This is a genomic window from Archangium lipolyticum, from assembly GCF_024623785.1.
Classification (GTDB): domain Bacteria; phylum Myxococcota; class Myxococcia; order Myxococcales; family Myxococcaceae; genus Archangium; species Archangium lipolyticum.
This window is the reverse complement of sequence record NZ_JANKBZ010000011.1, coordinates 264,565-282,645: the sequence shown is the minus strand read 5'-3', so window position 1 is coordinate 282,645 and position 18,081 is coordinate 264,565. Positions and strand designations below refer to the sequence as shown.

Here is an 18,081-nt window from a genome sequence, read left to right as displayed (position 1 = left end):
CGTCACCCGGCGTCTTCAGCGGGGCGCCGGATTCGATAGGCTGGGGCTCCCTCGAAGTCCTGCTTGCCCAGGGGAACCCCCGCCGATCTCAGCAAGGCGTACACCACCGTGATGTGGAAATAGAGGTTCGGGAGGACGGAGAGGAGCACGAACGACCGGGGGTTCTCGAAGACGCGAACCTCTCCCGGCTTGGCCACGGAGATGGGCCGTTCCGGCCCGGCGTCGACCTCCTCCCGCGAGATCGTTTCCAGATAACCGAGCGCCTCCTGGATCAGCGTCCGCAGCGCGGTGAATGACGTCAGCCGCTCGCCGAACTCCTGCTCGGAGCCCCTGTTGAAGACCGCGAGCTCCGGCGACTCATCGTCCAGAGCGATGCGGCCGGCCAAGCGCGCGGCGCACCCCTTCGCGCCAGAGACGACGATCTCCACCTGTCTCGACAGCGGGAACATGTCCGGATGGAGGCGCCGCTCCAGGAGCAGCTCCGGATTCATCCGTTCCTTCTCCGCGAAGGCGGCTGCCTTTTGGAGGATGTGCTCCAGGTTCCGCAGCATGCGGAGCAGGGTGGGGATGCTGGCTTGATGGACTGAGATTTCCATGGAGTTGTCCTGGAGTGACCCGTACCGCCGCCGGCGGAACGTCCGCTTCCGACAGGTCGGCCATGCTCCGTGAAGGATGTGCGTTCGCGGCCCGAGCCGGGTTGTTATGGTGGCGGCCCTATGCCTCAGCTCATCGTCACCGCAGTGGGTCCCGATCGTCCAGGGCTCGTCGCCGACCTCACCCGTCATGTGTTCGACGTTGGCGCCAGCCTCTCCGACAGCCGCATGGTCAATCTGCGCGGCCACTTCGCCCTGCTCGCCCTCATCGAGGGTTCCTCCGAAGCGCTCGCCTCGCTCCGGCGCAAGCTCGAGAGCGACGGCTCGGGGATGGGGCTCCGTCTCGAGATGTACGAGGCGGCCGCCAGCACCTCGCGGGCTCCTGGCGGCGTTCCCTACCGCCTCAAGGTCTACAGCAACGACCAGCCGGGCATCGCCGCCCGCGTGACCGCGCTCCTCCGCCAGCACTCCGTCAACGTCGAGGAGCTCGAGACTCGCGTCGAGTCGGCGCCCTTCGCGGGGACGCCGCTCTTCGTGCTCGAGGGCGTCGTCACCCTTCCGCAGGGCACGAGCGCCCGCAGGATGCGGGACGAGCTGGGCGCGCTCGGCGAGAAGATCGGCTGCGACATCGATCTCGACGCCATCTGAAGAATGCTGGCGTTGTTCATGTCTCCAACCCGCCACCCTCGAGAGGACCCCCATGCCTGCTACACGTCGCCGGATGATGAGGTTGCTGTGTCTCGCGCTGATGGGGGCCTCCTCGTGGGGGATGGGCGCCTGCCGCACGGCCGGGGAGGGGAGTGGGCTCCCGCGTGGGAGCGGGTCACCTGACGGTCCGGCCTGTACGGATGACGCGTGGGAGGACGACGACACGCTGGAGCAGGGGCTGGCCGTCCCCGCCGTCTCCCACGTCTTCAATCACGGGCCGTTGAAGCTCGAGGGGCGGGTGGCGTGCCCCGGGGACGCGGACTGGATTCACGCCCATGGCGACTGCTGCTACCCCTCTGGCGCGGTCGTGCGCTGGGACGCGGCGCTGGGGCCGTTGGAGGTCGAGCTCCTCGACGGCAAGGGCAACCCGCTGCCGTTGAGCGCACCTGGGGACATCGTTCAGCACCAGGCGGGTGAGGTGCGTCTCCTGCGGGCGGAGCACGGAGGCCCCTTCTTCGTCCGCGTCCGTGCCACTGGCGCGGCGGCGGTGCCGTACTCCGTCGACGTGTCCGCGCCCGTGTTCGTCCGGTAGCGCCCTCGTTCTCAGCCTCGGTGCCGCTCGGCCGCGCGATAGAGCCGGGTGAGGGAGTAGTCCAGAAGCGACTGTCGCGAGGTCATGTAGTGGCGCGCCCGAACGAAGGGCAACCAGACGCGGCTGCCTACGCGCACTTGCGCCTCCTCGAGCTTCTGGCGCGGTATCCATTCGCCACCGAGATTTCGCACCAGCACCTCGCCCAGGTACGCACCAATGGCGGGCACGGCGGTCTCGTCAATGGCTTCCCGCTGGCGGCTCGCCGGGAACTCCTCGCGCCAGAAGTAGAAGTCGGCGTCCGTGAGGGACTCGGGTGTCGCCTCGAAGATGGAGGGAACCTTCGTGTGCAGCAGGGCCACGAGGTGCTCGGCGAGGGTGCTGTAATGCTCGCGAGCACGTTCCGCGTCGTCCACGTCCGAGGGGAGGGCGGAGTCGACGGGGCGCCACTCCTCGGGCTCGGGCGGCTGCCAGGCGTTGAGCTCGGCGATCCTGCGCTGGCGCTCGTGACTGGCGGCGCGGTCCACCACACGCGAGAGGAGCGGAGCCAGGTCCGGGTGGAAGCGGGGCTCGACGGGGGCGAGCCTCGCACTGCGCGCGAGCAGGTTGTGCAGCACGGTGTCGAAGTCCAGGTCCGGCCGGAGGTGGGCGTGGGCGCGGGCCTGGGCAAGCCGTGCCTCCCTGCTGGCGAAATCCGCCACGGTGGGCCACGTCACCAGGAGGACGGAGCCATTCGGGAGTTCCTCCACCCGGTGGGCCGGTGTGGACAGCATGCGCTCGCGACCGACTATCTCCACCAGCTTGGGGCCGAAAACGTTGAGCCAGAACACCTCGTAGATTTTGTCGAACCCGTCTCTTCTTCGAGTCTCGTCGTCGCGGCCAAAGCTGGGGAAACCAGCCAGCTCCATATCATCACTGCTGTGAGCCACGGCATGGGGAACCAGGTAATGGGAAGCCCACTCACGCACCATCTCCATAAAATGGCGGCAGCGCTTCTCCTCCGCAAAGAATAAGAGCGGCTTCACATTGATGATGATGTCTAGTTCGGGAACTCGCGGTGGAAGCCATAGCCTGAGTCGACTGTCCAGCGCGGGCCACTCTGTCCGGTAGAGCCCCAGGGCCGTACTGTTCCCATCGAGTCGCTCGTCCAGTGCCTTCCAAATAGAAGCACGAGAGTATTTGCGCAGCCGCTTTCCATTGACGATGTCCGGCATCCACCCGCTGGCGTACTTCTCAATCGCCTCGATGAGTGGCTCTAGTTCGCTTTCCCGTGCCGCCTGCGGGTTGAAGGCACCTTTGAAATCGAGCCAGAGGCTGTCCTCCGGCTGCAAATCATGCACGCTCAGCGCCTTCATTGGACCGATACCTCCACTTCCGGAACCATTTCCTTGGCTTCGTCCAAGGCTCTCGTCAAGACGTTCTCATTCTTGGGCTTGAGGTCTCCGCCTTCGTAAACGAGACGTACTCTCGGCACCTTCACCTTGCTGCCTCCAGGGAGAAGGGATTGGATGGAGTCGCGGCGGATGTCCAGCGTCTCGCCGTAGTTCCGCAGAGCTTCCCTTGCGTCCTCAATCATCTGGGCCGCCAAGGTTTCGAATTTCATCCCCGAGAGGTCTCGGCTCTTGAAGCTGAACGTCTCGACACGACGTGGCTGTCCGGCAAGCCCGCCCTCTTCGATGACGAGCACATCCGCGTAGCGCAGCCCCGGGCTCGGCTTTCTCACGCCCACATTCGTTTCAATGCGGGGCTTGTCGAAGTCCCCGAGGAAGCGGCGCTGTGCCCGAGGTAGCTGCGCGTCGGCCTCCAGCAGTGCCACCATGACGCGCTCGAAGGCCAGCCCCCGGGCGAACCACGCCCGCATCTGCTCGTAGGCCTCCCATGGCAGCGGGCCCTTTGCGGCCTTGCCCTCCTTCACCTCTCCCAGGCGCTTCTCGTAGTAGTCGACGTACTCGCGCCAGCGTGGGTTGCCGCGGGCCCCAGGCGGCGGGGCGTCGAGAGAAGGGCGCTGCTTCACCAGCACGCTCGCGTCCTTGGGCAGGCGCGGGCTCGCCGACTCGAGCTCCACCGCCGAGAGTTTCGCTTCCACTACCTCCCGCGTGTGGCCGGCCTGTTCGTCCACCAGCGAGGCCAGGGTGCCAGGGCGCTCCACTTCACGCGCCACCCAGCCAGAGCGGTGTGTGGCTTCGTCGGCCGCGGTGGCCACCTTCCCGGTGCCTGTTTCCGCACCGCTCCTGCTCGCGGAGGAGCCCGTGGCCTTGAGCCTGGCGCTGGACATCAGCGGCCGGGCCCTGGCCACATCCCCTCGGGCCTCATGCAGCGCCAGCGCGGCGTCCACCCCGCCCACGGCGACGAAACGGCTCGCCTCCCGGCTGGCCTGGATGTACCGGGCCAGTTCCCGCAGTCCCTTCAGGCCGAGCAGCCCTTCCAATCGCCGCGCCGTTTCATCGAGGGCTCGCAGCCGCAGCTCCATCGCCTCGAGTCCGCCGAGGAGGTGCGGCCCCGTCCCCGGTGCGCCTCTCCCCTCGGAGAGGTAGCGCACGCCCTTGCCACCCGCGTAGAGCGCCACCAGGAGTGCCGCTGGCGCCAATTCGCGCGTGGCCTGCTCGTATCTGCCTTGTGTCAGCGCGTACGCCCCATGGCCCGTTCCGGCCAGCAGGCTGTAGAAGCCCAACGGCACGCCGAAGGTGAGGTGGTCGAAGCCACCCAGCACCACGTTGCCCCCGGAGAAGTGCTGCGCCGCCCACTTCCTCTCCGCCTCGTCGAGGGCCTCCTGGTAGCTTGGAGGAAGTTGGCCTCGTATGAGGGTGAAGTTGAAGCCTCTCGCATCACCGCTGAGCGAAGTGCTGGAGAGCGCATCCCTGCCAGCGCGGGCAAGGCCTCGGCCCAGGTCCTTCCATTGAAAGTCCCGATCCGCACGGGCCGTGGGTTTCAGCCCTCTCTTCTCCAGTGCCGTCTGGAATTCGGGCAGCAGCGCGAGCGTTTCCGCCAGCCGTTTGTGCTGGGCCAGGAGGAAGAGAATCTCCCTCAAGTCGTCGTCATGGGCGGAGTCGACGATGAAGACGGCGAGTACCTGGGCCCTGACGGTTCCATGAGCCTCGGTGGCATTGAGGAGGAGGGAGGTTCGCTTGTGGTTGAGAATGCCGGCGGCATCCTCGCGCGGTGTGCCCTGGGCTCCCAACCGCACGGCGCGCCAGTCGTCCAGCGCTTCCACCAGGCGGGGCATGTCCACGTGCTCCTGCAGCGCGAGGAATTCGACGGGCGAGGCGCACGTGAGGAAGGGGGCGAGGAGTGCCTCCCTGTCGCCGGAGGAGAAGTCGGGCCAACCCGGGGGCAGGGCCCTACCTCCGCAGGCGGCGGGGCCCTGGGCGTACGAGGCTGCTCCGCTCGCGCTCCCCATGGCTGCGTCCGGGCCCAGTCCCCGGGCGCCCCAGCGGCGGTGCAGCCTCTCCTGCTCGCCCGGCGCCCCCGTCTCTCGCATCGTGGAGAGGGCTCGCGGGCCGCCAGAGGAGCTCCCACCGGGTTGCGGTGCCAGCGTGACGCAGCCGCTCGTCAGTAGCACGACCCCCAGCAGCACCGCCGCCCACGGATATGCCCGGGCCTCAGCGCGCATTGTCCACCCCGACTCCGGCCCTTCCACCTGGGACAGCAACAGCAGCAGCGGCGATGTGGAAGTCATCGGGGCCTCTAACGGGGACTTCCATACTAGCCCGTTGGCGCGGCGGTGGTGCCGTACTCCGTCGACGTGTCCGCGCCCGTGTTCGTCCGGTAGGCACACGCGCACGTCTACCAGTCGCCAGCGGTCATGTTACGCTGCACCACTTCGGAGGTGCAGTGCATGAACGAAGCCCCGCCCTTTCGGCCAGGAGATGCGCAGGTGCGGCAGCGGGTGCCGCATCTGCTCGGGATGCGGTGCAACGCGTTGGAGCAGCACCTCCCCCAGGTGGGGATGGAGGTGGCCGGCTACCGGCTGGAGGCCACGCTGGGCAGCGGCGGCCAGGGCACCGTGTTCCGCGCCCGGCGTGAGGAGCTGCTGTTCGCGGTGAAGTTCGTCTCCCTGCCGCATGCGGCGTCCTGGGCCCGGCGTGAGCTGGACGTCATGATGAAGCTGTGGCGCGCGGGAGGGTTGCCGCTGGAGGGGCATGGCCTGTGGCCCGCCCGCGAGCCTCGCTTCCTGTTCATCGTCACGCCCTATGTGCGCGGGCTGCCGCTGGACGCGTGGGTCCGGGAGAACAACCCCAACGCGCTCGAGGTGGCGGACCTGGTGCGTCAGGCCGCGCGGCTGCTGGGGGCGGTACACGCGGCCGGAGTCGTCCACCGGGACGTGAAGGGGCCCAACCTGCTGGTGTACGGCGAGCGTCGGCTGGTGCTGGTGGACTTCGGGGTGGCCACGTACGAGGGCGCTCCCACGGTGACGGGGCCCGTGCCCCCGGGCACCTGGCCCTATCTCAGCCCCCGGGTGTGGCGCTCCTGGCGTGGCGAGGAGGACTCGCGCGCCACTCCGGACGATGATCTCTGGGCCCTGGGCGTGGAGCTCTACCAGTTGCTCACCGGTGGGCTGCCCTTCCGGGGAAGAGAGGGCGAGCTGGTGCACGCCATCCTGCACCAGGAGCCGAGGGTGCCGCACGAGCTCAACCCGCGAGTGCCCAGGGTGCTGGGGGAAGTGTGCTGGCGCATGCTGCGCAAGCAGCCCGGGGAGAGGTACGCGGACGCACGGGCGGTGGAGGCGGCGCTGGAGGAGGTGGTGAAGCAGGCGGATGAGACGTGGAAGGTGCCGCTGTGCGAAGCCTGGAGTCACCACAACGCCACCACCGCGTGGCAGGAGGACATGTGGAGGGGAGGAGTGGACCTGCTGGCACTCTACGAGCGCCGGGCCTCCTACGCGCAGCGGCCCGTGAGGGGCAAACCGCGTCCGCCGGATGAGGTGTCCACTCAGGGCATGCCTGGAGAGGAGCCGCCTGGAGCCGACCCCACGGTGGTTCCACTGGCAAACGAGGATGCCCCGAGGGACTCCGTGCCGTCCGACACGTCGGTGCGACCGCATGCCCCGGACACGTCTGCCGTGCGCTCGCGTCGGATGCTCCATGCTGCCAGTGCGGTGCTGGCTCTGGGTCTGGGCGTGTGGCTCGCCGTGCCCTCTCCACCACGTCCCTCCATGTCCACGACCTCACCGGTGGGGACACCCCGAGCCGTCCTACCGCCGGAGTTCTACCCCATCACCCTGGAGCCGGGTGGCCAGGAAGTGGCGCCCCCGTGGCGGCGGCTGGAAGGTGACGGCGGCGCGGCGCCCGAAGCGGCGGAAACCCCCGCGCCCGTCGCCAGCGCGACGCAATCCCAGGACACGCGCGTGAGTACATTTCGCAAGGATCCCCAGGGCACCCAGCAGCAGCCATCCATGGACTCGGGCTCCACGGCCGTGAAGGCGGGGGCGGCCCTCCTCGGCTGCGCCCTCGCCACCGGTTGTCCCGGCCCCACCACCACCGCCGTCCAGGTGCGGTCCCTCCCCGCTCCCACCGAGTGTCCGCCCGGCTCGTTGCGCACCATGAAGGAACTGGGCCTGCGCATCGGAAGGAATCTGGGGGCCGAGTTCCCCAACCAGGACGAGAACGAGACATTCGTTCCCGTGCGCGAGGGGCCAGGCACCACGATGGAGATCGAGCCCACCCGGACGAATCTGCCCGCGGGAGATAACGTGGTCTCCGGAGAGCTCTTCTTCGGCGCGGACCGCATCTACGGCCGCTTCACCCAACTCCACACGCCGGATGGGCATACGTACCCCATCTGCATGGTGCTCGTTGACCGGGGCGGCGACGTGGGGGTGGGGGGCAAGCAGGTGAAGCCGGGCGAGAAGCCGGGCACCGCGCTGATTTCATACTCCGAAGGCGTCATGCCGGTGGAGCGTTTCGAGTAGAAGGCCCGGCAGCGGACAAGGGCGGACGGAAGAGCAGGGGCGACGTAGGAGGTGCTTGTTTCCCAGAGCACTCCGGAGGTAGTACGCCCCATGCCCTGCCCGCTGCCCACCGCCCCCCTGCTGCTGGCGCTCCTCGCCACGACGCCTGTCCTCGCCGAGCCCCCGTCCGAAATCTGGGACGCCGTGACCGCTCGCCACCTCGAGCTGACGGCGGACAGCTCCGGGCAGGTGCACGAGGTGCGCATCAGCCCCGGCCTCACCACCACCCTGGTGTTCAACGCGCCGCTGCTGCGCGGGGGCGTGGTGCTGGAGGCACGCGAGCGTTTCCGGGTGGTAACAGTAGACGAGGCCACGGGCATCGTCATGCTCCTGCCCTCGGGGGCGCTGCCACCGGGGACGCAACCACTCCTCACGGTGCGCTTCGCGGATGGCGCGGTGCCGACGAGCGCCACCTTCCGGTTGGTGGTGCACCCCACCCGGGCCGAGCCGCAGGTGAATGTGTACCGCCAGCCGCGCTCGGCCGAGTCCTTTCAACTGGAGGCGAGACAGGAGCACGAGCGGGCCGAGCGGTGCGAAGCGTGGCTGGCGCAAACCCAGACAGAGCAGAAGAGTCCCGGAGGCATTGCCGGGCTCATCGACTCCGGGCTGGTGGAGGGCACGAGAAGCATCGCGGCACAGGACATTTTCGACACGACTCGACAGCCTCCCGGAGAGGCTCTCAAGAGAAACAAGGCTTACAGCTACCGTGCCGAGGGACGGGTGGCGGTGGCGCTGGAGGTGAAGAACACGAGCGTGCAGCCCTGGACGGTGGATGCGGAAGGCGCGGCGCTGGTGGGGAAGGGCGGCGCGCCGCTGCGGGTGCTGCGCGTGTGGCAACCAGCGCCCATTTCTCCCGGAAAAGAGCGGGGCCTCGTGGTGGTGGAGGCGGAGGCCACGGAGGAGCAGGCCCGTGGCGCCTATGTCCTCAGATTGGGAGAGGCGAACGGGCTGCGCACCGTCACCCTTCGGGGCGTGACGTTCCCGTGAGCGCCGACCCGGACTCCGCCTGCCTGGCTGTAACGGGCTGGCCCGCGGGACAGGCAGGCTTGGCCACCCCATTTCGCGTTTTGTTGATTTGGGGACAAAGATTCCGGTGTCCATGATCTCCAGCCCCGTTCAGGCCCCGCGCTCCGAACCCGATCCGTACCCATCCCTGCTGGAACGCCTGCTCGCCCACTATCCGGAGACTCCCGAGGCGGAGGAGCGACTGAGCGAGCTGCAGGCGCTGATGTCCTCGGCCCGTCCCCGGGCGCCGCTGGCGGAGCGCATGGCGTGGCTGGAAGAGCTGGCCCGCTGGCTTCGGACACGTGGCGCCACCCCCTCGCGGCGCGGGCGGCTGGGAGCGGTGGAGTCCTCTGGCTCGGCGCGCCTGCGGTTGCTGGTGGAGGTGCTCGCCGAGGTGCCCTCGTGGTGCGAGAAGTTGCGCGGTGTCGTCGCGTCGGTGCTGGCCGAGACGTCCGCGCTGAGGCTGTTCACCGAGCCGGGCCTGTCCGCCGGCCGGAGCCTGCTGGGGGATGCCGTGGCGCGGCTCGGATGCCGGCTGGTGCCCCCCGCGCCGGACGAGCACGACCTGGCTCCACTGGTATGGCGCCTGTTCCCCGGTGAGGAAGGGGAGGTCTGGCTGGACGAGCTGTCCGAAGAGCACGTGGTGGCCCTCTGCGCCCTGCTGCGCTCGCCGTCCTTCTCCCCGTTGAAGGCGGCGGTGGAGGACGCGGTGGTCGTGCTCGCCACGCGCGCGAGTGCCCTGGGTCTGGAGAGCGACGTGCTGGCGAGGCTACCGCCGGGGCCGCTCGAGTGCTCTCCCTTCGTCCGCCTTCCGCGTGCATGCGAGGCCCTGCGGGTGGCGGTACGGGCGGACCCGGAGGGGTTCGCGGTGGAGCAGGCGCGTGAGGCCTGCGCCGAGGCCCTCTCCGGCTGTCGCACCGCCGTGCAGGGCGTGTTGCGCCACATGGATGCGCACGCGGTGGGAACCGAGCTCGTCTACCGGCTGGAGCAGCTCGGTCATGCGTTGGACCGGCTGGAGCCCCTGCTGTGGTTCCTCGCTCCGGATCGCACCCAGGCGCTGCCGGGAGCCGCCACCCGGTTGCTCTCCTGTCTGGTTCATGCGCACGAGCAGGAGCGCAGCGTGATGGGGGTGTTCCGCAGCAGCGTGCGCTGCATCTCGCGGCGCATCTTCGAGCACACGGGCGAGGTGGGCCGTCACTACATCACCACCACCCAGGACGAGTACCACCAGATGGTGAGCGCTGCGGCGGGTGGAGGGCTGCTCACCGCGAGCACCGCGGCGTTCAAGCTGCTCATCGCCTTCGCGGCGCTGCCGCTCTTCTTCGAGGGGTTGGCGGCCGCCACCAACTACGCCCTCGGATTCCTGCTCATCCAACTGCTTGGCTTCACCCTGGCCACCAAGCAGCCCTCCATGACGGCCGCGGCGCTGGCGGCCTCGATGGACGTGAAGGCCGGCGACAAGGGCATGCACAGTCTGGTGGAGCAACTGGCGTGCATCACCCGCTCCCAGCTGGCCTCGGTCTTCGGCAACCTCGGCGCGGTGGTCGCCACCGTCACCCTGGTGGGCGTCGTCCTCCAGTCGCTCCGGGGCCAGCCGCTGCTGGACGTGAAGGAGGCGGAGTACGTGGTGCGCTCGCTCCACCCGCTGAAGAGTGGCACGCTCCTCTTCGCCGCCCTCACTGGAGTGCTGTTGTGGTGTTCGAGCATCTGCGGGGGATGGTTGGAGAACTGGGTGCACTACAGGCGCCTGCCGGAGGCGCTCGCGCGTCACCAGGCCCTGGTCGGCCTGCTGGGTGGAGCGCGGGCGAGAGGGTTGGGTGAGGCGCTCGCGCGCCATGCGTGTGGCCTGGGCGCGAATGTCAGCCTCGGACTGTTGCTGGGCATGACCCCCGCCGTGTGCCGCTTCTTCGGTCTGTCATTGGACGTGCGGCACGTCACCCTCAGTGCTGGAACACTCTCCTTCGCGGGTGTGACGCTGGGGCCCGAGCGCCTGGTGGAGCCGGACTTCCTCTGGGCGGTGCTGGGCATCGCCCTGGTAGGGGTTGTGAACCTGGCGGTGAGCTTCTCCCTGGGACTCTCCGCGGCGGTGCGGGCTCGAGGGCTGGCGCCGGTGGGATTCCTTCGCCTGGCCTGCGCCGTCCTCGCTGGTGGCCTCCGCTCCCTCTCCAGCTTCATCTTCCCGCCCCAGCCCCTGCTCCCGGTCCATCGGCCTTCCTCACCGTATGGTGTGCGGTCGGCGGAACGCCCGCGCCCCTCCCGTCAGGGGACACAGGGAGAGGACTGCTCCTCGCGCACCCATTGAGATGTCCGGCCGCGAGAGGGGGAGGGCGTCCGGCACCGGACCTCGGGGCTCAGGGCCGCGGAACCCCCAGCTCGTAGGCCTTGCGGATTTCGTGCGCGCAGGCGCGTGACAGCTCGCCTTCGCCTCCGGTGGTGTTCAGGCGGGCGCGGGCCAGGAGCATGTACTGGCTCTTCCCGGCATCCACCCACGGGTAGAACCCGAACATCCCTGGCGAAGAGTGGCCCGTCACACTCCAGGCATTGTTCACGGACTCGCGCTCCAACCAGTGTCCGAGCCCGTAATACGCCTGGCCCGCCGCTGTCCACGGCGTATACGTCACGCCGGGGCCACCGGGGTAGGCGGGCACGGCATCGGCATTCAACCTCACGGACATGGCGTACTGGTTGCCGAGCAGTTTCTGGAGGAAGACGCGGTAGTGCGCCGCGCTGCCCCAGAACCCCCCGGCCACGGCGACGGCACTCGGGGTCTGCGGCAGGCTGGTGCCCAGTTGGGCATTGAGCCAGTCGATGACGCTGACCAGTCCCGTGCCCGTCCTCCCTCCCATGTCATCCAGGGCGAGCTTTTGCATGTGCCCGCCGTCGTAGAAGAAGTGGCCGTCCTGGAGGATGCGGTACGAGACGTCCTTGTAGCTCGGACCGTAGCAGTCCGAGACGGTCGTCCCCGCGTCTCCACAGATGGTGTCGGTGCGCTCGAGGTAGCCGCTGGTGAAGTTGAGCCGCTTCTTCTCGGCCGTGCTCAGGTTCGCGTAGCCCTTGGACTGCAGGTAGGCGCTCGCGTAGAGCCACTTGCTCGCGGAGGCGAGCGGCATCACCGTCGTTTCCGACACGTTGCTGCCTCGTGAGAAGCCGAAGCGCTTCGCCGTGCCATTCCCCACCTCCCAGTAGAAGTCCCCGAGTGACGTGCAGGCCGGTGCGGAGTTGGCCGTGTCCACCGCGGCCTGCTCGTACACCGTCAGGGCCGCATGCGAAGTGCCGGGGAGCGCGATGAGGCCCAGCATCGACAATCCGCCTGCCAGGATGTGGCCCGTCTTCCATGTCCGCTTCATGTTTGATTCCCCTCGTGTGTGGCTCTTCCAACCTGGAAGGCGGCCTCAGGTTGCACGCGGATGGGAGGGAGTGGAAGCTCCATGGGGTGCCCCACGAATGCGAGGCAGACCTTGCTCGACACCTCACCTGAGCGGAAGTCGTTGGCGGTTCACGGCATCGAGTTGTCCTACGAGGTCCGCGGGCACGGAGAGCCCCTGCTGCTGCTCCATGGCTTCACGGGGGCGGGCTCCGACTGGCGGCACGTCTTCGATCTCGACGCGCTCGCGCGGGAGTTCCAGCTCATCCTCCCCGACCTGCGCGGCCACGGCAGGTCGACCAATCCCTCCGGAACCCTGACGATACGGCAGTGCGCCCTCGACGTCCTGGCGCTGCTCGACCAGCTCGGCATCGAGCAGCCGCTGGCCATCGGGTTGAGCTTCGGGGGCAACGCGCTCCTGCACCTGGCCACGCTGTTCCCCCAACGTGTGAGGCGCATGGTCATCGCCGCGGCCACGCCGTACTACCCCGCCCAGGCACGAAAACTGATGGCGGCGATGACCGAGGAGTCCCGGTCCCCAGCCGAGTGGGCGGAGATGCGGGGCCGCCACGTCCACGGTGATGAGCAGATTCGCGCCCTGTGGCGGATCGGACGCGGCTTCGCCAACAGCTACGACGACATGAACTTCACGGGCCCGCTGCTGTCGACCATCGTGGCGCCGACCCTCGTGGTGAACGGGGACCATGATCCGTTGTACCCGCCCGAGCTGTCGCTCGAGCTATTCCGGTCCATCCCCGACGCGCGGCTCTGGATCGTCCCCAACGCGGGGCATGGCCCCATCTTCGGGGAGTACCGCGAGGCCTTCGTGCACACGGCGCTGGCCTTCCTGCGCGAGGGCACCCGCCCACCCGCGGCTGGCGCCCCGTGAGGAGTCATTGGGTTGAGGGTCTTCCTGCGAGTGCTTTTCCTCGGATATGTATGTGGCTCGTTTTTCGCGGGAATCCTCCATGAATCCAAGAGCCTCTGTGTTTCGTGCTGTCCTGTGCGTCTTTCTCGCTGGCTGCAGCAGCCAGCCCGGGCCCCAGGGTCCTGAAGGAGCGGCAGGACAGCCGGGGGCGCAGGGGCCCGCGGGTGACAAGGGGGAGAAGGGAGACAAGGGCGACAAGGGCGATACCGGGCTCGAGGGTCCCCCAGGCGTGATGTACGTGCGCACGAAGGTGGTCGGCCCCGCGGGAACCGCCCTGGAGAGTGGAAACGCGCTGCGCAACGCCATCGCGGGAATCCCGGATGGCCAGGCCTGGCGGATCAAGGTCGAGCCGGGTCTCTATGACCTCGGGGCCTCGCCACTCCTGCTCAAGCCGAACATCCACCTGGAGGGTTCCGGCAGGCGCTTTACCACGCTTCGCTCCTCCAGTGTCACGGCTGTGGGGACCGTGGTGGGGGCCTCGGGCGCCGTGATGAGCTCGCTCAGCGTGGAGAACACCGGTGGCGGTGCGCTGTCCATGGCCGTCTACAGCGAGAACACGGACTTCGGCTTCCACGACATCGACGCCAAGGCGTCGAATGGGACCGAGCGCACGTATGCCGTCTTCCTCCATGGAGGGAAGGGGAGCTTCGAGAACGTCCGTGCGCTCGCGTCCGCCCCCAGCGGCAACGTCGCCGGGTTCCGTTGCGTGTCCTGCGCCGTCACGCTCAGGGATTCCTCTTTCGAGGGACGGAGCGGCTCCGACAACCATGGCATCAGCCTGGCCGGAGGGAGCGTCGAGCTGAACGACGTGAGCGCCAGCGCGATCGACGGCACGCGGAATTGGGGCATCGCCAGCAGGGATGGCAATCACCAGGTGTCGCTCGTCGACGTGCAGGCTTCGGCCAGCGGTGGAGAGCTGGCGATCGGGCTGCTCGTCAGCGGAGGGAACGGGAGCGTGCGCAACAGCCGCCTGCAGGGGAGCAATGCGGCCTCTTCCCAGGGCATCTCCACCTTCGTGACCGCGAGTGACACCACGAGCCACTCCCTCACCGTGGAGAACTCCATCCTCATCGGGCAGTTCGCGAGCATCTGGCGCGCGAGGACTTTCGACGTGCGCATCGGCCACACCCGGCTCGACGGCCGCGCCCTTCAGGAGGAGAACTCCACCGGCAGGTATGTCTGCCTGGGGACCTACGACGCGGACTTCGGCGCCACCTCCTGTCCGTGAGCCCCTCGGCCGGGAGGTGGCGGGAGACGGCTCAGCGCACCTGCCGGTACTGCTCCAGCGAGAGCGGCTTCACCAGCTTGCGGCCCACGCGCAGCCAGAGCGTGCCCGCGTCGTCCGTGGCTCCGGCGATGCTCCCGCCCGGCACCTGGTAGCGGAACACCTCGCCCTTCTCCGCTCCGTCCGTGGCGATGATCTCCACGGGGTAGGGGATGGGCTGAGACTCCGTGGGCACCCCGCTGGTGAAGAGATAGAAGGACTGGTCCAGCCCCGGCAGCACCTGCTGCGCCACCAGCGCGCCGGTGGGCGAGAGGGGCTGCTTGTCCTTGTTCACCACCTGCCCGGTCGCCGTGTCCAGGAACCAGGTCCGGTTGGTGGCGATGACCGCCAGCCGCGTGCCACTGGCATAGGGCACCAGGGCTGCCACCTGTCCCGTCAGATCCGGGGAGATCCACTTGCGGTTGGTCGGCGGGTCGCACCGCCCCGCTTCACCGTAGATGCCGGTGATGGCGCAGGCGCGCACGTATGCGGCGCTCGTGCCTTGCGTGGCCATGTAGAGCCGCGTGCCCGTGGAGTCGAGCGCGACCGCCGGCGCCGGGGCGTTGAAGGGCGTCTGGGTGTCGATGAGGGAGAAGGAGCTGGTCCACCGTCCATCGGCGCTGGACACCAACCCCACCATGATCTCCGCCTCGCTGCCGGGAATGCCGCTCTGGACCGGGACGGCGATGGTGCCATCCCCCCGGTCGACCGGCTCGCCGATGAGGAAGCCCGGGATGTCCTTGCTCGCGTCCGGGGAGCCGCCCGCCAGCTCCCACAGCTTCGTGCCCGCGGGGTTGTAGCGGGCCAGGGTCTTCGGGGTGCCACCCTCGCCCTCGTCCCAGACCAGGGCATCTCCATTGGGCAGCACCGTGAGCCGATCCACCTTCACGCGGACCGCGGTGCCCAGTGTGAACTGCGGGCTGACGGAGAAGAACCCCGTGTTGGGCGTCCACACCCAGCGCCAGCCCGTGCTGGCGGGCCTCCGGTCGGTGATGTTCGTGTTACGGGCGCACGGGATGATCATCTCCACGCGTTGCGTGCTGTCCGGGTTGCTCCTCGGCACCTTGTAGAGCCCCGAGCGTCCGTTGCCCTCCTGGGCACACCCGATGAACGCCACGTTCCCCTGGGACTCCCGGCCCTCGGCGATGAAGAGGTCCGGCACCACCTGGTCGGTGGCCGAGGTGGGCTCCACCACTTCCGCCACCGGCAGGAACGTGGCCGGCTGCGCCTGGGAGACGTTGGTACGTCCGTCGGCGCAGGTGACGCGCGCGGTGAGCGACAGGGTCGCCGCGATGCCGCGCGAGTAGCGGATCTCGCTCATCCCCAGCACCACCGGGGTGGGGTTGCCCGCGTAGGCCACCTGCTTCAGCAGCTCATTGTTGTCGAGCAGGTCCACGCGCTGCACCTGGTCACAACCGGACGTGGAGACGGAGAGCTTGAGGCTCGTCCCCACGGTGCTCGGCTCGTCCACGATGATGCTGACCTGGGGTGGGTCGGGCGTGGTGACGGGCGGGGGGTTGTTACAGGCCAGCGAGAGGAGTGGCAGCAGCAGCGCCGGGCGCGCGAGCACCCGGCTCGGAGAGCGGTTTGACATGGTGGCGCGCAGTCTAGCCCGTGCGCCACCTGGCCGGCATCAGGGCTCCAGGATGACGATCTCCACGCGCCGGTTCAGCTCGCGGCCCTTCGGCGTGAGGTTGGGGGCGATGGGACGGCTGTCGCCGAAGCCCTCGGATTCGATCCGCGAGGGATCCAGCCCCGCCTTGACGAGGTGGTCCGCCACCGCGCGCGCCCGGTCCTTCGACAGGGTGAGGTTGGTCTCCTTGTTGCCCTGGTTGTCGGTGTGGGCCTCGACGCGGATGCGCTTGATGCCGGTGCGCACCACCAGGTCCATCACCTGCGAGAGCAGCGGGTGGCTTTCCGGCAGCAGCGTGGCCTTGCCCTCCGCGAAGCGGACCGGCTGGAGCAGCTCCAGCTTGTCGTTCTCGCGCTTCACCTGCCACTGCTTCGGCTCGGGCTCCAGGTCGAAGGCCAGCTCCAGCGAGGCGCCGTCCGCGACCTGTACGCCGCGCGTCTGGGCCAGGAAGCCGGGGGCGGTGACCTCCACCCGGTAGAGGCCGGCGGGCAGTTGCAGCTTGTGGGACGCCGCGTTGCCGTCGGAGAAGGCCACCTGCCGGGGCTCGGGGCCGCCCAGGAAGGCCAGCGTGGCCGACACGGGCTTGCGCTTGGAGGTGATGGCGAGGTTGAGCGTCGCCGGCTTCACCTCCGCCACGAGCGCCAGCTCCACGGTGGCCGTCTCACCCGCCTTCAGCACCACTTCCTTCTCCAGCGGGAGGTAGCCCTCCTTGCGCACGGCGAGCTTCACCGGGCCGCTCGGCAGCGAATAGGTGAGGAAGCGGCCATCGCGCGGATCCGAGGCCACCGGCGGCAGCGCCGAGTCCACCATGGCCACGAGGACGCCGGGCAGCGGCTGGCGCGTCTTCGCGTCCAGCACCACGCCGGACACCTGGGCCGTCTGGACGGCCGCGGCGGTCTGCGGGCGCGTCACCGGCGTCACCGGTGTCACCTGTGCCGGGGTCTCCGCCTGGGTCATCGCCCGCGGAACGGCGCCCGTCTGCACCAGCGGATCCACGTTGAGCGAGGCGCCGAGCACCAGGTTGAAGGGCACGACGGGTGTCACCCCCCGGCCCACCTGCCGCGTGAGACCGAGCTCGGCCGCCGCGGTGAAGGTGAAGTTCGGCAGGGCCGTCATCCTGGCGCCCAGCCCGAGCGTCTGCGGCGCCACCCGGCCCACGGGCACGAGCGTCCCGTCCGGCGCGACGAGCTGGCCGCCCTCCACGCCGAGCGGGGACGCCAGTCCGTACTCGAGGAAGGGGGTGACGAACGGCAGCGGGGCCTCCACCCCGAGCCCCGCCGTGAAGCGCGGGTAGCGGTTGATGCCCAGTGCGTACTCCTCGGCGGCGTTGAGCCGCTCGGCGTCCGCCAGCGAGCCCGTGCCATCCACGAGCAGGCCGAGGTTGGCGTGGACGCGCAGGGCCACGGGCAGGGGCAGCACTCCACCCGTGTCATAGGTGGCGATGGCCCGGGGCGAGAAGCCGAAGGCGACCTTGTCCTGGCTGCCCACGCCGGAGAACGTCATGACGCGCAGGTCCCCGCCGGCCCACAGCCCCGGAATCCACTGCTTCGTGGCCCTGACGCCGAGCGTCACGTCGCCGAGCGCCTGGATGAGGGTGGGGGAGGAGCGCGTGTTGTTGTTGGCCGAGGCCGTGTAGGCCAGCGCCACCTCGAGGAAGTCCAGCGGCACGTACGAGAGACCGAAGGTGCCGCCGGTGCGGGAGTTCTTCGCACCCTGTACGGGGAAGTCGGCGCTGGAGGAGAGCTCACTGGAGAGCGACAGGCGCAGCAGCCCGCGGCGCCCGAGGTCCGCGCCCGCCACGCGCAGCAGTCCCACCCCACCCGTGGGGGTGGCCGAGCGGCGGAGATTCCCGGGGGAGTTCCAGCCATTGCCGGAGGTCGCGGGGGTGTGGAACAGGTCCTCGGAGCCAACCGATGGGGTCGTCCGGGGGGCGGCCGGGGCGGCGAGGGTCTTCACCTCCGCGGGCTGGGCGGCCGGGGGAGCCGGAGGGGGCGTCGTGGACGCGGGGGGGGCCTCCGCACGCGCCGCGCCGGTACCCAGGAGGGCCGTCAGCAGCAGGGGGTTCAGAGGAAGAGAGGACAGCGAAGGTCGCGGAAGTCGCACGGCGGCC

13 protein-coding genes are annotated in these 18,081 nt (G+C 69.1%); 7 read left to right on the top strand and 6 right to left on the bottom strand.

Annotated features, from left to right (window positions below; all coding sequences use genetic code 11):
* Positions 1 to 2: 2 nt before the first annotated feature.
* Positions 3 to 596, bottom strand: coding sequence for a DUF1993 domain-containing protein (locus NR810_RS24525; protein WP_257455804.1), 594 nt, complete (start codon positions 594 to 596; stop codon positions 3 to 5).
* A 120-nt stretch (positions 597 to 716) separates the two neighbouring features.
* Between NR810_RS24525 and NR810_RS24520 the strand changes: the two genes are divergently transcribed.
* A complete protein-coding gene (locus NR810_RS24520) occupies positions 717 to 1,241 on the top strand; it encodes a glycine cleavage system protein R (RefSeq protein ID WP_257455803.1) in 525 nt (174 codons plus the stop codon).
* 52 nt (positions 1,242 to 1,293) lie between these two features.
* On the top strand, positions 1,294 to 1,833 hold the full coding sequence (locus NR810_RS24515; RefSeq protein ID WP_257455802.1) for a hypothetical protein: 540 nt from the start codon (positions 1,294 to 1,296) through the stop codon (positions 1,831 to 1,833).
* A gap of 11 nt (positions 1,834 to 1,844) precedes the next feature.
* On the opposite strand, the gene NR810_RS24510 is transcribed toward NR810_RS24515, so the two are convergent.
* Both NR810_RS24510 and NR810_RS24505 read right to left on the bottom strand, forming a co-directional pair.
* On the bottom strand, positions 1,845 to 3,185 hold the full coding sequence (locus NR810_RS24510) for a hypothetical protein (protein WP_257455800.1): 1,341 nt from the start codon (positions 3,183 to 3,185) through the stop codon (positions 1,845 to 1,847).
* Positions 3,182 to 5,506, bottom strand: coding sequence for a hypothetical protein (locus NR810_RS24505; protein ID WP_257455799.1), 2,325 nt, complete (start codon positions 5,504 to 5,506; stop codon positions 3,182 to 3,184). The genes NR810_RS24510 and NR810_RS24505 overlap by 4 nt, the downstream gene beginning before the upstream one ends.
* Positions 5,507 to 5,665: 159 nt before the next feature.
* On the opposite strand from NR810_RS24505, the gene NR810_RS24500 reads away from it, so the two are divergent.
* From NR810_RS24500 to NR810_RS24490, 3 genes are all read left to right on the top strand, one after another.
* Positions 5,666 to 7,738: a serine/threonine protein kinase gene (locus NR810_RS24500; protein ID WP_257455798.1), complete on the top strand. Its 2,073-nt coding sequence runs from the start codon at positions 5,666 to 5,668 to the stop codon at positions 7,736 to 7,738.
* A gap of 90 nt (positions 7,739 to 7,828) precedes the next feature.
* Positions 7,829 to 8,764, top strand: coding sequence for a DUF2381 family protein (locus tag NR810_RS24495; protein WP_257455796.1), 936 nt, complete (start codon positions 7,829 to 7,831; stop codon positions 8,762 to 8,764).
* Positions 8,765 to 8,876: 112 nt separating this feature from the next.
* The gene (locus NR810_RS24490; RefSeq protein WP_257455795.1) at positions 8,877 to 11,084 is read left to right on the top strand and encodes a site-specific recombinase; all 2,208 of its coding nucleotides are present in this window, start codon (positions 8,877 to 8,879) and stop codon (positions 11,082 to 11,084) included.
* Between the two features lie 49 nt (positions 11,085 to 11,133).
* On the opposite strand, the gene NR810_RS24485 is transcribed toward NR810_RS24490, so the two are convergent.
* Positions 11,134 to 12,129, bottom strand: coding sequence for a hypothetical protein (locus tag NR810_RS24485; protein ID WP_257455794.1), 996 nt, complete (start codon positions 12,127 to 12,129; stop codon positions 11,134 to 11,136).
* A gap of 111 nt (positions 12,130 to 12,240) precedes the next feature.
* On the opposite strand from NR810_RS24485, the gene NR810_RS24480 reads away from it, so the two are divergent.
* Positions 12,241 to 13,035, top strand: coding sequence for an alpha/beta fold hydrolase (locus NR810_RS24480; RefSeq protein WP_257455793.1), 795 nt, complete (start codon positions 12,241 to 12,243; stop codon positions 13,033 to 13,035).
* A 97-nt stretch (positions 13,036 to 13,132) separates the two neighbouring features.
* Entirely contained in the window at positions 13,133 to 14,302 is a 1,170-nt protein-coding gene (locus tag NR810_RS24475; protein ID WP_257455791.1) for a collagen-like triple helix repeat-containing protein, read from the top strand.
* A 31-nt stretch (positions 14,303 to 14,333) separates the two neighbouring features.
* On the opposite strand, the gene NR810_RS24470 is transcribed toward NR810_RS24475, so the two are convergent.
* Together NR810_RS24470 and NR810_RS52625 are read right to left on the bottom strand one after the other, a co-directional pair.
* Entirely contained in the window at positions 14,334 to 15,932 is a 1,599-nt protein-coding gene (locus NR810_RS24470) for a hypothetical protein (protein ID WP_257455790.1), read from the bottom strand.
* 39 nt (positions 15,933 to 15,971) lie between these two features.
* Positions 15,972 to 18,074 (bottom strand): OmpA family protein, encoded by a 2,103-nt coding sequence (locus NR810_RS52625; protein ID WP_257455789.1) that lies wholly within the window; start codon positions 18,072 to 18,074, stop codon positions 15,972 to 15,974.
* Between the last annotated feature and the right edge of the window lie 7 nt (positions 18,075 to 18,081).